We start from the raw sequence: 14,115 nt of genomic DNA, 5'->3' as shown, positions 1-14,115 counted from the left end.
CCACCGCACTTCGGAGCCACAGCGCTGCTCCGAAGGGGTCCCGGACAGCACTGTGGCTCCGAAGTGCGCCCCGGCGCGGGGGAAGGTGGGGGCGCACGACGTCGTCGACGTCGCGTTCACCGTCAACGGGTCGCCCGTGTCGGTCTCCGTGCCGCCGCGGATGCACCTCGCCGACGCCCTGCGCGAGCAGCTGGGGCTCACCGGTACCCACCTCGGCTGCGAGCACGGGGTGTGCGGGATGTGCACGGTCCTCGTCGACGGCGAGGCCGCGCGGGCCTGCCTGCTGCTCGCCGTGCAGTGCGAGGGCGCCGAGGTCGTCACCGTGGAGGGGCTGGGCTCGGCCGAGGAGCAGCACCCGCTGCAGGAGGCGTTCTCCCACCACCACGGGCTGCAGTGCGGGTTCTGCACCCCCGGGATGCTGATGAGCAGCTACGACCTGCTCGCCAACTCGCCCGACCGGGCCGCCGACCACGAGCTGCCCGAGCAGATGTCGGGCGTGCTGTGCCGCTGCACCGGCTACCGCGGCATCCTGGCTGCGGTGTCCGACGTCCACGCGACCCATCCCGACGGGGTCCCCGGACCGCGCAACTGCGCCGCGCGCACCCTGGTGGGCCGGGGCAGCGGGTCCGCCCCGGCCGGGCCGCCCACCGCCGAAACCGAAGCCACCGCAGCACCGGTCGCCGAGGACGTCACGATCCCGACCGGCGCACCGACGGTCACCGTGACGCTGGCCAGCGCGCTGACGGCCCCGGTCGACGCCGTCGCCGCGGTCGTCTCCGACGTCGAACGCCTGGTGGCCTGCCTTCCCGGCGCCGAGCTCACCGAGACGCTGCCCGGAGACCGCTACCGCGGCCGTGCCGGCGCCGCGCTGGGGCCGGTGAAGCTGTCGTTCGAGGGGCTCGCGCGCGTAGTCGAGCGGGACCCGCAGGGCCGGGGCCTGCGCCTGGTGGGCCAGGGCCGCGACACCGGAGGAAGCGCCACCAGCGCCGACATCCGGCTGCACGCCGAGCCCGACCCCGACGGCGGCACCGTCCTGCGCGCCGAGGCCGACCTGTTCCTGTCCGGCCGCATCGCCCAGTTCGGGCGCGCGCTGGCCGGGGACGTCAGCAGGCGGCTGTTCGAGCAGTTCGCCGCCGCGGTGGACGAGAGCGCCCGGACCGGCACGGCCCCGACGCCGGCCGCAGCGAGCGCGGTCCGCCTCGCGCTGCGCGCCGCCCGGGACGCGCTCCGGCATGCCGTACGCCGGTTCCGTCGGGGCTGACCCGACGGGGCACTGGCCGCCCGATGCCGAGGGCGACGGACACCGGCGGCGCGATCGATGCCACGGCGGCGACGGCCGGTCAGGGCGGCTGCCGGGTACCCGCCGGGTCGGTGGGCACCAGCGACGCGGTGAGCCGGTCGACGAACTCCACCTGCGCGGCCACCAGCTTCCGCCGCGCGGTGTCGAGGTCGAACCAGGCCACCCGGTCGATCTCGGGGAACGCCTGCATCGTCCCGGAGCGCGGTGGCCACTCCAGGTCGAAGGTGCCCGGGTGCAGGTGTGCGGGATCGAAGTCGCCCTCCCGGGCGAACACCGTGATCTGCTTCCGCCCGCCTCGCTGCGACACCGTGCCCAGGTCGCGGGAGTCACCGGAGGGCGGCCGGTGCCCCAGCTCCTCGGTGAACTCCCGCTCCGCCGCGGCGTGCGCCTCCTCGTCCGGCTCGTGTTCGCCCTTGGGGATGGACCACGCCCCGTCGTCCTTGCGCGCCCAGTACGGACCGCCCATGTGCCCCAGCAGCACCTCGACGCCCGCGGACCCCCGCCGGAACAGCAACAACCCCGCGCTCAGTACGGCCACGCGTCCAGCTTCCCAGACACCTCATGCCCGCCGGTCGCGCCAGGCCACCCACTCCTCGACCAGGCCCAGGTCGTAGTCCGGTCCACCGACGCCCACCGTGAACAGCGTGGCGCCCGCCGTCACGAGCGCGTCGGCGACGTCCCCGGGCGACCGGCGGTTGACCCCGACGGACCGCTCGATCTCACCGGGCGCCCGGCCCACGTCGGCACAGTGGTCGTCGAGGATGCCGTTCTTGCGGGTGAACACGTCGACGTCGCCGAAGCCGTGCCAGATCCGGGCGTGCTCGGCGGTGTAGCGCAGCGTCTTCCGCTCGCCCCCGCCGCCGACCAGGATCGGGATCTCGCGGGTGGGCGCCGGGTTGAGCCGGCTCCAGCGCTCCCGGATCCTCGGCAGGGCCTGCGCGAGGTCGGCCAGCCGGGAGCCGGGGGTGCCGAAGTCGTAGCCGTACTCGTCGTAGTCGCGTTCGAACCAGCCCGCCCCGACGCCCAGGATCAGCCGGCCGCCGGAGATGTGGTCGACGGTGCGCGCCATGTCGGCGAGCAGTTCGGGATTGCGGTAGCTGTTGCAGGTGACCAGCGCGCCGAACTCCACGCGGCTGGTGGCCTCGGCCCAGGCGCCGAGCATCGTCCAGCACTCGAAGTGCTTGCCGTCGGGCTCGCCGTAGAGGGGGAAGAAGTGGTCCCAGTTGAACACCACGTCGACGCCCGCGTCCTCGGCTCTCGCAACGGCGTCGCGGATCTGGGCGTAGTCGGCGTGCTGGGGCTGGAGCTGGACACCGATCCGGATGGGGTGGGTCATGCACCCGATCTTGTCAGCGCACGCGGCGCTGCACCGGGCAGGATCCGGTCCACCGCCATCAGGGCCGTGGCCAGCGAGAGGAACAGGGCCGTGATCCCCAGGCAGTTGAGCGCGACCTGCGCGTAGCCCAGCTCGGCGACGTCGACGAACGGGTAGGGGTACCAGCCGATGACCGCGCCGCGGGCCAGCGTGAAGGCGAGCCAGGCCAGCGGGTAGAGCGCCGACCACGCCACGACCCGGACGTCGACGCGCCCGCGCGGCCCGAACGCCAGCCAGCCCAGCACCGTGGCGATCGGGACCGCGGTGTGCCACAGCAGGTTGACGACGACCTCGGTGCCCTGCGGGTCGTCCAGCCCCGCGAGCAGCGTGTGGTAGACGACCGCGACGATCACGATGCCCAGCACGGCGTCGACCCGCAGCGTCCGCCAGAACGTCGAGACCAGTCCGGGTCGGAGCGCGCACTGCAGGCAGGACGCGGCGACGACGAGCGTCGTCAGCACGGTGAACAGCGTGAACAGGTTCGCGACGCGGGCCGCGGGGGTGTCGAAGGCGCCGTCGGTGTCGGCCGCGGAGATCGGGATCTGCAACGCGAGCGCGACGACCGCCGCGACCGCGGTGAGCACGAACCAGACCGTTGCGGCTCGTCCCACGGTGTCCTCTCCGGGTGCGGCGTCGTCGTTCGATCGGGGTACGTCCACCATATCGGGTGGAAGTCCGAGACGGAGGGTGTCGTCATGGCTACGGAACGGCCGAGAAACCTGTCCGAAATGCGGCCCGGGGATGGTGCGCCGGTGCCCTCCCCCGACGGCTCCGCACCCGAGATCGGGCTGACCGGCGCACGTTTCGGCGGCGCCCGCCGCAAGCGCCGCGCCGCGATGGACCCGGTACCCGATCCGGCCCCGTCCCCGGTCCCGTCCCCGGTCTCCGTCCCGCCGCCCCCGGCCTCCGGGGCCGACGTCGTCGACGATCCGATCGGCCTGACCGGCGCGCGGTTCGGAGGCGCCGCCCGTCGTCGCAGGCCGGAGTCGGCCCCGCCGGAGGCCGCGGCGCCGGCCCCCGGGCGCCGGGGGGCCCCCGAGCGCCCGGTGGAACCGCCCCGCGAGCTGTGGCCCGCGCTGCCCCCGCCCGTGCGGGAGCCGGAGACCGGGCCGACCGCCGAACCGTCTCCGTACACCCTGGTCCGGCCCTACGTGCTGACCGGCGGCCGCACGCGAGCCGGGGTGGAGTTCGCGGTGGAGGCGCTGCTCACGGCCCGGCCCGGCCCGCCGCGCGCGGGCGAGCCCGTCGAGCACACCCGCATCCGCGGCCTGTGCGAGCAGCCGCGGTCGGTGGCGGAGGTCGCGGCGCTGGCCGGGTTCCCGCTCGGCGTGGTGCGGGTCCTGCTGGCCGACATGCACGCGGCCGGTGCGGTCGCGGTGCATCGCACGGCCGACGCGGGTGGCCCCGACCTGGCGCTGATGGAGCGGGTGCTGGCGGGCCTGCGCAGGCTGTGACCGTGCGCGGGTCGCCGGGATGTGACACAACATCACCATGACCGACGCACCCCTCGCCGCGCCCGTCCCGGTGGTGTCCCCGCCCTACCACTCGCCCGAGCGCGAGGCGCTGCAGGCGCGGGCCCGCCGGTTCGCCCACGAGCAGGTGCTCCCGGTGGCGAACGAGCTGGATCCGGTGAAGGGCGAGATCCCGCGCTCGCTGCTCGACGCGATGGCCGACGAGGGCTGGTTCGGCATCACCGTCGACCGCGAGTACGGCGGCATGGGACTGGGCGCCTTCGAGTACTGCATGGTGGCCGAGGAGTTGGCCCGCGCGTGGATGAGCGTCGGCAGCATCATCGCCCGCGCGCAGGGGGCGGGCACCGACGTCGCCGACGAGGCGCGGCGCGCGGAGCTGCTGCGGCGCAGCGCGAAGGGGGAGTGGATCGGGGCGATCGCGCTGTCGGAGCCCGACGCCGGGTCCGACCTCGCCGGCGTCGCCACCCGTGCCGTGCGCGACGGCGACGAGTTCGTGGTGACCGGGCACAAGCGCTGGACCGGCAACGCGAAGGCGGCCGACTTCATCCAGGTGCTGGTGCGCACCGCCGACCCCGAGCCCGACGAGAAGCGCTCTGCCGGGCTCGCCTCGCTGCTGGTCGAGAAGGAGCGCGACTCGTTCCCCGAGGGCATCACCGGCCGCCCGATCGACAAGATCGGCTACCACGGGTTCGTCACCTGGGACCTGGAGTTCGACGGGTTCCGGGTGCCGGTGGGCAACCAGGTCGGGCAGGCCGGGTTCGCCGACACCCAGCGCTGGCTCAACATCGCCCGCGTGCACACCGCGGCCCGGGCGGTCGGGCTGGCGCGCGCCGCCGTCGAGGACTGCATCGGTTATCTGCAGGACCGCGAGCAGTTCGAGCACCCGATCGGCGACTTCCAGGCCGTCCGGTTCACCCTCGCCGACATGGCCGCCCGGGTGGAACAGGCGCGGGCGTTCTACCAGCACGTCGCGCACCTGATCGACCTCGGCCACCCCTGCGAGCGGGAGGCGGCGATGGTCAAGCTGATGGCCACCGAGATGGCCGCGGAGGTCACCGGCGACGGCATCCAGCTGCACGGCGGCAACGGCTACACCACCGAGCACCAGGTGGAGCGGCACTGGCGGGACGCGCGGCTGACCACGATCTTCGAGGGCACCAGCGAGATCCAGCGCAAGATCATCGCCGACCGGTTGCTGCCGCGGTCACCGCTGGGATAGCGGCGGGTCACGGGATCGGGGGCTGCCCGCCCCCCATGCCGGCGCGCCGGGCCCGCCGCACGGCCTCCGCCCGGCCGTCGACCTGCAGCTTGGCGAACACCGACGAGGCGTGGTTGGTGGTGGTCTTGACCGCCGTGCCGAGCCGGGCGGCGATCTCGGTGGTGCGCAGGCCGGCGGCGAGCAGCTCCAGGACCTGGCGCTCCCGCGGGGTGAGGGCAGGGAAGGGGTCGGCGGCGGCCGCCGAGCCGGAGAGGTGCTCGAGGACGCGGGCCGCCACGCCGGGGGAGAAGATCGCCTCGCCCGCGGCCACCGCCCGGATGGCCCGCACGATCTCCTCCTGGCCCGACCCCTTGAGCACGTAGCCGCGGGCGCCTGCGCGCATCGCGGCGAACACCGACGCGTCGTCGTCGAACATCGTCAGCATGAGGACGGCGACCCGCGGCGCGGCCCGGCGGATCTCCCGGGCGGCGCCGACCCCGTCGAGATCGGGCATCTGGATGTCCAGCACGATCACGTCCGGCGCCGCAGTGACCGCCGCCGCCACCGCGTCCCGGCCGGTGGCCGCCGTCGCGACGACGTCGATGCGGTCCACCGACGCGAGCAGGGCGGACAGCCCGTCGCGCACCACCGGGTGGTCGTCGGCGAGCACCACGCGCAGCGGGTCATCCATCGGTCGGCCCTCCGTCACCGCGGGCGGGGCCGAGCAGGGGGAGCCGGGCCCGCACCCGCCCGCCCGCGGGCACCGGCCCGATCTCGCAGGTCCCGCCGATCTCCGTGGCCCGTTCCCGCATCGACGCCATCCCGACGCCGGGACGCCACGGTGCCCGCGCCGGCCCGCCGTCGTCGGTGACCGTCACCTCCAGCGCGCCGTTCACCACGAGCTCGGCCCGGACATGGTCGGCCCGGGAGTGCCGGATGGCGTTCGTGAGTGCCTCCTCCGCGATCCGGAAGGCCGCCACCTCGACCGCGGCGGTGAGCGGCGGGAGCTCCGCCGGCGCCTCGACGACGACGTCGCGGCCGGTGCTGCGCAGCAGATCGGCCCGCCTGCTCAGGGCGCCGACGAGCCCCAGCTCGTCCAGTGACGGCGGTCGCAGCTCGTGGACGAGCCTGCGGATGTCGTCGAGTCCCTCACCGGCCCCCGCGCGGAGCCGGCCGAGCAGCTCGAGTGCCCGGTCCGGGTCGGTCCGCAGCAGGTTCGTCGCGGCGTCGGCCAGGAAGGTCATGCCGGTGAGCACGGGTCCGAGCCCGTCGTGCAGGTCGCGGCGCAACCGGCGCCGTTCCTCCTCCCGGGCGGCCACGATGTGTTCCCGGGAGCGTTGCACCGCATCGGACAACGCGGTGGCGTGCACGGCGATGGCCAGGGGAGCGGCCAGCAGTTCCAGCACCGCCCGGTCGGCCCGGTCGAGCCGCTGCTGCCCCGTGCGGACCCCGACGACCAGCTCGCCGACCTGTTCGCCGCGGTAGACCAGGGCGACGGTCTCGACCCGCTCGGTGGGTTCGCCGTCGGCGGCCTGTTCGACACCGCCGGAACGCAGGGCCGCGTACGGCAGCCGGAGGGCCTCCCGGACCACCGCGGGCCCGTCGGCGGGGTCGGTCCCGGCGTGCGAGGCCAGCCGGGCACCGAGCCGGGACACCGCGCGCACCGGATCGGCGCGGTCGCCGTAGAGCGCGCGGTCCACGACCCGCTGCAGCCGCACCCGGACCGGGTTGAAACCCACGGCGATGAGCAGGGTGGCCAGCAGGGGACTGCCCGGCCCGATGTCGCCCGGCCCGATGTCGCCCGGTCCGATGTCGCTGCGCAGCACCGCGTCCGCCACGGCGACGAGACCGAGGTAGGCACCGACGGCGCCCGCGGTGAGCAGCCCGTAGAGCACGGCGCGCGACACCGCGAGCCGGATGTCGAGCAGGTGGTGGCGCAGCACGGCGATGGTCATCGCCGCCGGGACCGCCGCGATGCACAGCAGGATCAGCACCAGCGGCCCGTCCCCGCCCGGTCCCCAGACGACCAGGGCCACCACCATCACCAGCACGGCCAGCACCAGCCAGAGCAGCTGGCGGCGCAGCTGCTCGCCGCCGTTGCGGTACCGCACGACCAGGCTCAGCAGTGCGGCCAGCAGGACCGCGAGGCCGAGCACTTCCGACGCCCGCCACAGCGGGGCCAGATCGGAGTAGAAGGGCAGCTCGAACCACGACCGGACCCGGGCGTCGTCGAGCAGGTCCGCCGGCCCGGTGCCGAACTGCGCGACGAACAACACACCGGAGACCACGGTCGCCCACCCGACCCACCGCCACCGGCGACCCGGCAACCGTCCGTCGGGGAACAGCAGCAGCGCCAGCGGCAGGCACAGCCCGATCGACCACGGCCACGAGAACAGGAACACCGTGGTCAGCGTCCGGATCGCGGGCTCCGGCCAGTCGTTCGCGGTCGCGGCGGCCAGCAGCGGTGACATCGCCGCCGTGGCACCCTGCAGCACTCCGGCGGCCAGCAGCACCCACCCCAGCGGGTTGCGGGGCCGCTGCCAGGCGATCAGCACCCCGCTCACCGCGCACGACAGCGCGATCGCCGAGTTGGTGAGCGCGAAGGAGTCGCGGAAGTCGGCGAAGCCCATGCCGACGGCGAGCGATCCGCCGAGGGCGACGCCCACCTCGGCCACGACGAGCCCGAACAGGCCGAACGCCGCTCCGGTGCGGGCCCGGGTGCGTCCGAACCCGTCGGTGCTCATGGCGCTCATCATGGGCCGTCCGGGGCCGGTTGTCCCGGGTCCACCACCCGGATCAGCCGGGCGATCGCCCGGGTCGGACCGGCCCGCTGCCCTGTCGCGCGGGTACCGGGCGCGTCGACGCTGAGCCGCGTCCACCAGCCCGTCCACCCCCCCGGAGGATCCGATGCTGCACGAACCCACCCCTGTGGCCGCCCTCGACCGGCCGCCCGCACTGTCCCGGCTGCTCGCCGGCACCGCCGTCGGTGTCGCCCTCACCGGGCCGGTGGCCATCGGGCTGCTGCGCGGTGTGCTGCCCTACGACACCGTCGACGAACCGCTCGTCCTGGTGGAGAAGATCATGGCGGCACCGGGCGCCCAGACCCTGGTGCTCTGGCTGGCCTACCTGGCGCTGCTGACGCTGCCCCTGGGCGTGGGGATGGCGGGCTGGCTCGCCGTGCGGTCGCGGCCGGTGCTCGGGGCGGTCGCGGCCGTGCTGTCCTGGCTGGGCTTCCTGAGCCTGTTCGCCTCGCACGGTGTCGACGCGACGGCCCTGGCCGCGGCCGGCGCCGGGGTGCCCGCCGAGACCGTCGTGGCCCTCGAGACCGCCGCCGCGGCGATCCCGGTGCTCGCACTGCCGGGCCTCGTGTTCGTGGTCGGGCACATCCTCGGTGCGGTGCTGCTGGCCGTCGCGCTGCGCGGGGTCATCCCGACGTGGGCGGCCGTGGCCCTGGGTGTGTCGCAGCCGCTGCACCTGGTGTTCGTGGTGCTGCTGCCGAACCACGTCCTCGATGCGGTGGCGTGGTCGCTGACCGGGGTCGGGTTCGCCGCCGCGGCCGCCGTGCTCGTGCGGCGCAGCCCGTCGGTGGTGACGGCATGAGGCGCACCGCGGCGACGACCGCCGGGCTGGTCCTGCTGGGCGTGCTCTCCGTGCTCGACGCGGTCACGGTGCTGTTCGCCGAGGGCGGGTTCCCGCCGATCGAGGTCGCGGTGGCGGCCAGCGTGCTGGGCGTGGTGAGCCTGGTGCTGCTGGTGCCCGCCTGGCGCGGTGGGCGGGTCGCCCTGCGCTGGCTCGTGGTCCTGCGGCTGGTGTCGGCGCTGACGTCGGTGCCCGCACTGATCGTCGAGGGCGTGCCGGGGTCGGTGCGGATCGTCGTGGTCTGCGGACTGGTGCTCACCCTGCTCGGTTGCGCGCTGGTGGCGCCCGCGCTGCGCCGGTGCGGGCCGGACGTTCGCCGCACCGGTGCCCCCCTGCCGCCCTGAGGTCTGTGGCGCTGGGTGGTGGGAGCAGCGGGTGCGGCCGGGTGCTCCGGTGCGGGCCGGTGGCACGACGGTGCTCCTTGCGTCCGGCACCTATCGTCGGGTGACACCAGGCACGGGCGAGGATCGGCGGTGGACATGACCGACCACGCACCCCTCGGCGAGGTGCGGTTCGAGCTGCTCGGCGGGTTTCGCGCCGTCGTCGACGGCCGGCCGGTGGCCGGACCCCGCTGGCCTACGCGGCGCTGCGAGGAGCTGGTGGCGCTGCTCGCACTGGCGCCGGGGCACCGGTTGCGGCGCGAGCAGGTGATCGAGGCCCTGTGGCCGCACCTCGAGCCGGGCGCAGGTGCGGCCAACCTGCGTAAAGCCGCGCACCACGCCCGCAAGGCGTTGGACCGACCGGACGCGGTGACCCTGGCCGGCGGCGCCGTGGCGCTGTGTCCGGACGCCACCGTGCGGACCGACGTCGAGGAGTTCGAGGACCGGGCCCGGGCGGCGCTGGACGGGCCCGACCCGGGACGCGCGGGCGAACTGGCGGCAACGCTGCCCGGCGAGCCGTTGCCCGACGCCCGCTACGCGGACTGGGCCCGGGAGGACCGGGAGCGGGTGGCGGCACTGCGTCTGCGGCTGCTGCGCCGCGCGGGCGAGTGGGCGCGGATCGTCGAGCTCGACCCCACCGACGAGCAGGCCCACCGCGAGCTGATGCGCGCGGCGCTCGCCGACGGGGCCCGCCACGAGGCGATCCGCTGGTACGGGCGGCTGCGTGCCGCGCTCGCGGAGGAGCTCGACGTCACCCCCGACCCGCGGACCCGGGAGGTCTACCTGCGGTGCGTCGAAGGGCTCGACGCGCCGCCACCGGTGCTGCGGGGACGCGAGGTCGAGCTGGCGACGGCCGGCGCGGTGCTCGACGCGCCCGACCGTGGGACGGCGGGCGCCCTGCTCGTGTTCGGCCCGGCCGGGATCGGCAAGTCGACCCTGTGTGCACACCTGGCCGACTCCGCGCGCGAGCGCGGCGCGACGGTGGCGACGGTGCACGCGGTTCCCGACGACCGGCCCTACGGCCCGGTCGCTCGTGCCGTCGCGGAGGTGCTGCGCGGCGCCGGTGACCATCCGGGTGCGCGGCTGCCGGACACGATCGGCGAGGCGCACCGCGAGGTGCTGCTCGCCCTGGTCCGCGGCGCCGTGCCGGACCCGGACGCCGGCCTGACCCGGCACCGGGTGATCGGCGCGGTGCGCCGGCTGTTCGAGGCGTGCCCGTCCCCGGGGACGGTGCTGGTCGTCGACGACGCGCACCGGATGGACGAGGCGACCGCCGAGGTGTGCACCGACCTGGCGCGCGACGGCGCGCGGTGCCCGGTCACCATCGTCCTCGCACTGCGACCGGAGCAGGTGCCGTCCTGGGTGCACCGGTTGGTCGTCGACCTGGCCCGCGCGCACCGGAGCGCCCGGATCGACCTCGGCCCGCTCGCCGGTGAGGACATCCGTGCCGTCGCGGTCGCGGCCGCGACGACCCGGCCCGACGACGGGGTGCTCGACCGCATCGCCGAGCTCAGCCGCGGCAACCCGTTCTTCGCCGAGGAGCTGGCCCGCGCCTGCGGCGCCCGTGAGCCGCTGGCGGTGCCGATGAACGTGTGGTCGGCGCTCACCGCGCGGTTCCTCGATCTGGCGCCCGCGCACCTGTCGGGGCTGCGAACGCTGGCGCTGGCCGCCGATGAGCTGGACCCGGCGGAGGTGGCGTCGTTGCTGGCGCTACCCGAACCGGACAGCACCGGGCTGCTCGACGACGCCGTCGCCACCGGTGCGCTGGTCGTCGCCGACGGGCGCTACCGGTTCCGCCACGACCTGGTGCGTGACGCCCTGATCGAGCAGATCCCCCCGCACCGGCGCGCGGTCGAACACCGGGCGATCGCCGACCGGCTCGGCGTCGTCGCCGCGTCGCCCGCCCTGGTCGCGGCGCACTGGCGGGCGGGTCACCGGCCCGACCGGGCCCGCCCCTGGCTCCTGGACGCCGCCCATCGGGCCGCGGCCCTGGGCGCGTTCCCCGACGCGTTGGGGCACCTCGACCGGCTGCTCGCCGACGCGCCGGACGATCGGGTCGCGCTGCGCCGCCGCGCCGAGGTCCTCGACGCGCTGGGGGACCCGCGCGCGCCCGCGGCCTACGACCGCGCGGCCCACCGCCTGGGCGATCCCGACGCCCAGGACCTGCGGGCGATGCAGGCACTCGCCGAGCTCAAGCAGGGCGACGGCCCGCGCGCGATGCGCACCGTCGAGGGGCTCACCCCGGCCACGGTGGCGGGGCGGCTGGCCCAGGCGCTGACCCACAGCGGTGCCGCCGCGCTGGGCTACACCGACCCGGCGCGGGGCAGCGCGCTGTCGGCCCGCAGCCGCCGGGTCGCGCTGGAGTCGGGGGACCGCGCCGCGATCGTGGTCGCCTCCTGGGCGCAGGCCGCGGCCGCACACGCCCGCGGGGAGCTGCGCGAGAGCGTGCAGGCCGACCTGCTGGACACCGCGGACCTGCCCGAGCTGGCTGTGCGGGTCTTCGACGGCCACCTGTGCATGACCCAGCGACTGCTCTACGGCGCCCGGCCCTATCCCGACGTCATCGCCTACGCCGACGCCCTCGGCGCCGAGGCGCGCCGGCTGGGGGCCGCCCGGGCCGACGCGTTCGCGCGGACGCTGCGCGGGGAGGCCGAGCTGCTCGCCGGCCGGCTCGACGACGCCGAGCGCGACCTGCGCGACGTGCTCGGGGCCTACCGGCGGATCGGGGCGACGGTCGGCGAGTCGCTGGCCCTGCAACGGCTCGCCGAGCTGGCGCTGCTGCGCGAGCGGCCCGAGGACGCCACGGCGCTGCTCGACGACGCCCTGGCCGCGGCCCGGGAGACCGACATCGGCTTCCACCTGTTCGACCGGATCTACGGCACCCGGTTGACCGCGACCACCGACCCGGCCGCCCTGCCCGCGGTGCTCGACCGTGCGGAGGCGGCGGTGCGCGGCCCGCTGGAGACCTGTCCGGGCTGCCGGATCACCTTCGCCGTCCCGGCCGCGATCGCGGCCGCCCGCAGCGGGGACCTCGAGCGCGCGGACCGGCACGCCCGCGCGGCCGAGTACCTCGCCGGGGTGGTGATGCGGCTGCCGGCCTGGGACGCCGCGCTCACCGAGGTGCACGGGCACCTGCGAGCCGCGGCCGCCGATCCCGCCGGCGCCGCGGCCCGGTTCGCCGATGCGGCCGCCGGCTTCGCCCGGGCCGGGCAGCCCCTCGACGAGGCCCGCTGCCGCCGGCTCGCCGAGCGCTGAGCCGACGGCGCCCGCGGGTCGGGAACGATCCGGGAACGCCCCGTCCGCCACCCTCCGAAGGGCAGTTGCCCGACACGGAGGGAGACGATGACGATGGGTTACCGACTGCACGGCCGGATGGCCGAGGTGTGCACCTGCCACACCTACTGCCCGTGCTCGGCCGGGCTGGAGCCCGATGGCGGGTTCTGCGAGTTCAACTGGGTGTTCCACTTCGACGAGGGCGAGATCGACGGGGTCGGTGTCGCGGGCCTGAACATGGGGGTGATCGGGCACCTCGACGGCCGGCCGGGGGTGCCGGGCACGGTGCGGGCGGCGGTGTTCGTCGACGACGCCTCGACCACCCCGCAGCACGACGCGCTGCTCGCGGCGTTCACCGGGCAGGCCGGCGGTCCGCTGGCCGAGCTGGCGGCCCTGATCGGGGAGGTGGTCACCGTCGAGCGGGTGACGTTCGACTTCGACGTGGCACAGGGCACCGGCCGGTTCCGGATCGGTGAGGTCGCCGCGGCCGAGGTCGCCGCGCACCGCGGTCCCGACGGGCGGCCCACCACCCTGACCGACCACGCGCTCTCGGGTGTGCTCGGTCGCACCGCCTACCCGGGGATGCCGACCCGGCACGACATGCAGGCCCACCACCTGGGGTTCGACTTCTCGGTGAACAGCGCCGAGCAGTTCGACTTCGCCTACGCGAGCGCCTGATGTCGTCGTCGACCACCCGGCCCCCGGCCCGCACCCGCTGGCCGGGGGTCACCCTGGCCCTGCTCGCCACGGCCGCGCTGGCATGGGTGTGGCTCTGGTTCGACCACCGCGGCGCGGGTGCGGGGCACCACCACGGGGCGGGCCCGGTGGCGGCCCCGTTCGGTCTCTATGTCGGCGCCTGGCTGGTGATGCTCGTCGCGATGATGCTGCCCACGACCCGCCCGCTGCTGGGCCTGTTCTCCACGGCCGTGCGCAGCCGCCGGGACCGTCCGGTGCTGCTCGGCGCGGTCGTCGCGGGCTATCTGGCGGCGTGGCTCGGGGCGGGCGTGCTGGCGTTCCTCGCCGACCGCGGGGCGCGGGCGCTGGCCGCCGTGGCCCCGGTCACCGTCGCGCCCGGGCTGCCGCTGGTCGGGGTGCTGGCCCTGGCCGGGGCCTACCAGTTCGTCCCGCTGAAGTACCGCTGCCTGGAGCAGTGCCGCAGCCCGCGCACGTTCGTGCTGACCCACTGGCACGGCAGGCGCCCGCTGCGGGAGGCGGCCTGGCTGGGCGCCGACCACGGGCGCTTCTGCGTCGGCTGCTGCTGGGCGCTGATGGCGGTGATGGTCGTGGCCGGGCTGCACGACCTGCTCGTGATGGCCGCGCTGGCCGCGGTAATGGCGGTGGAGAAGAATACCACCCTCGGGGACCGGCTGGCCCGACCGATCGGGGTCGTCCTGCTGCTGCTGGCGGCGGTGCTGGGTGTGGACGCGCTCGTGCGGGTGTGAGCCCGCCGCGCGCCGCGCGGCACTGCCGCAGATTCC

General features: G+C 75.6%; 13 protein-coding genes. 8 read left to right on the top strand and 5 right to left on the bottom strand.

Annotated features, from left to right (window positions below):
- Positions 1-85: 85 nt before the first annotated feature.
- Positions 86-1,261 carry a 2Fe-2S iron-sulfur cluster-binding protein gene (locus Q1K26_RS07595; RefSeq protein ID WP_300008850.1) on the top strand — a complete coding sequence of 392 codons (1,176 nt, stop codon included), beginning with the start codon at positions 86-88 and terminating at the stop codon, positions 1,259-1,261.
- Positions 1,262-1,340: 79 nt separating this feature from the next.
- Here Q1K26_RS07595 and Q1K26_RS07590 read toward each other — a convergent pair whose 3' ends face one another.
- From Q1K26_RS07590 to Q1K26_RS07580, 3 genes are read right to left on the bottom strand one after another with little or no spacing between them, the layout of a single operon-like run.
- Entirely contained in the window at positions 1,341-1,838 is a 498-nt protein-coding gene (locus Q1K26_RS07590; protein WP_300008848.1) for an NUDIX domain-containing protein, read from the bottom strand.
- 21 nt (positions 1,839-1,859) lie between these two features.
- Positions 1,860-2,636: an LLM class F420-dependent oxidoreductase gene (locus Q1K26_RS07585; protein WP_300008847.1), complete on the bottom strand. Its 777-nt coding sequence runs from the start codon at positions 2,634-2,636 to the stop codon at positions 1,860-1,862.
- Complete coding sequence (locus Q1K26_RS07580) at positions 2,633-3,286, bottom strand: Pr6Pr family membrane protein (RefSeq protein WP_300008845.1); 654 nt, start codon at positions 3,284-3,286, stop codon at positions 2,633-2,635. Before Q1K26_RS07580 ends, Q1K26_RS07585 begins: the two co-directional genes overlap by 4 nt.
- Before the next feature lie 141 nt (positions 3,287-3,427).
- Here Q1K26_RS07580 and Q1K26_RS07575 point away from each other — a divergent pair, with 141 nt between their 5' ends.
- On the top strand, positions 3,428-4,129 hold the full coding sequence (locus tag Q1K26_RS07575) for a DUF742 domain-containing protein (protein WP_300008843.1): 702 nt from the start codon (positions 3,428-3,430) through the stop codon (positions 4,127-4,129).
- 37 nt (positions 4,130-4,166) lie between these two features.
- Positions 4,167-5,366 (top strand): acyl-CoA dehydrogenase family protein, encoded by a 1,200-nt coding sequence (locus Q1K26_RS07570; protein ID WP_300008842.1) that lies wholly within the window; start codon positions 4,167-4,169, stop codon positions 5,364-5,366.
- A gap of 7 nt (positions 5,367-5,373) precedes the next feature.
- On the opposite strand, the gene Q1K26_RS07565 is transcribed toward Q1K26_RS07570, so the two are convergent.
- Both Q1K26_RS07565 and Q1K26_RS07560 read right to left on the bottom strand, forming a co-directional pair.
- Positions 5,374-6,036, bottom strand: coding sequence for a response regulator transcription factor (locus Q1K26_RS07565; protein ID WP_300008840.1), 663 nt, complete (start codon positions 6,034-6,036; stop codon positions 5,374-5,376).
- Entirely contained in the window at positions 6,029-8,089 is a 2,061-nt protein-coding gene (locus Q1K26_RS07560; RefSeq protein WP_300008838.1) for a sensor histidine kinase, read from the bottom strand. Before Q1K26_RS07560 ends, Q1K26_RS07565 begins: the two co-directional genes overlap by 8 nt.
- 163 nt (positions 8,090-8,252) lie before the next feature.
- Here Q1K26_RS07560 and Q1K26_RS07555 point away from each other — a divergent pair, with 163 nt between their 5' ends.
- The 5 genes from Q1K26_RS07555 (at position 8,253) to Q1K26_RS07535 (ending at position 14,079) form a co-directional block, all read left to right on the top strand.
- On the top strand, positions 8,253-8,945 hold the full coding sequence (locus tag Q1K26_RS07555; RefSeq protein WP_300008836.1) for a hypothetical protein: 693 nt from the start codon (positions 8,253-8,255) through the stop codon (positions 8,943-8,945).
- Entirely contained in the window at positions 8,942-9,328 is a 387-nt protein-coding gene (locus tag Q1K26_RS07550; protein ID WP_300008834.1) for a hypothetical protein, read from the top strand. Before Q1K26_RS07555 ends, Q1K26_RS07550 begins: the two co-directional genes overlap by 4 nt.
- 135 nt (positions 9,329-9,463) lie before the next feature.
- On the top strand, positions 9,464-12,619 hold the full coding sequence (locus Q1K26_RS07545) for an AAA family ATPase (RefSeq protein ID WP_300008832.1): 3,156 nt from the start codon (positions 9,464-9,466) through the stop codon (positions 12,617-12,619).
- An 87-nt stretch (positions 12,620-12,706) separates the two neighbouring features.
- The gene (locus tag Q1K26_RS07540; RefSeq protein ID WP_300008830.1) at positions 12,707-13,315 is read left to right on the top strand and encodes a DUF1326 domain-containing protein; all 609 of its coding nucleotides are present in this window, start codon (positions 12,707-12,709) and stop codon (positions 13,313-13,315) included.
- Positions 13,315-14,079 carry a DUF2182 domain-containing protein gene (locus Q1K26_RS07535; RefSeq protein WP_300008828.1) on the top strand — a complete coding sequence of 255 codons (765 nt, stop codon included), beginning with the start codon at positions 13,315-13,317 and terminating at the stop codon, positions 14,077-14,079. The genes Q1K26_RS07540 and Q1K26_RS07535 overlap by 1 nt, the downstream gene beginning before the upstream one ends.
- Positions 14,080-14,115: the final 36 nt, after the last annotated feature.

This window comes from Pseudonocardia sp., assembly GCF_029263155.1.
Taxonomy (GTDB): Bacteria; Actinomycetota; Actinomycetes; order Mycobacteriales; family Pseudonocardiaceae; genus Pseudonocardia.
This window is presented reverse-complemented; position numbering and strand designations above follow the sequence as displayed.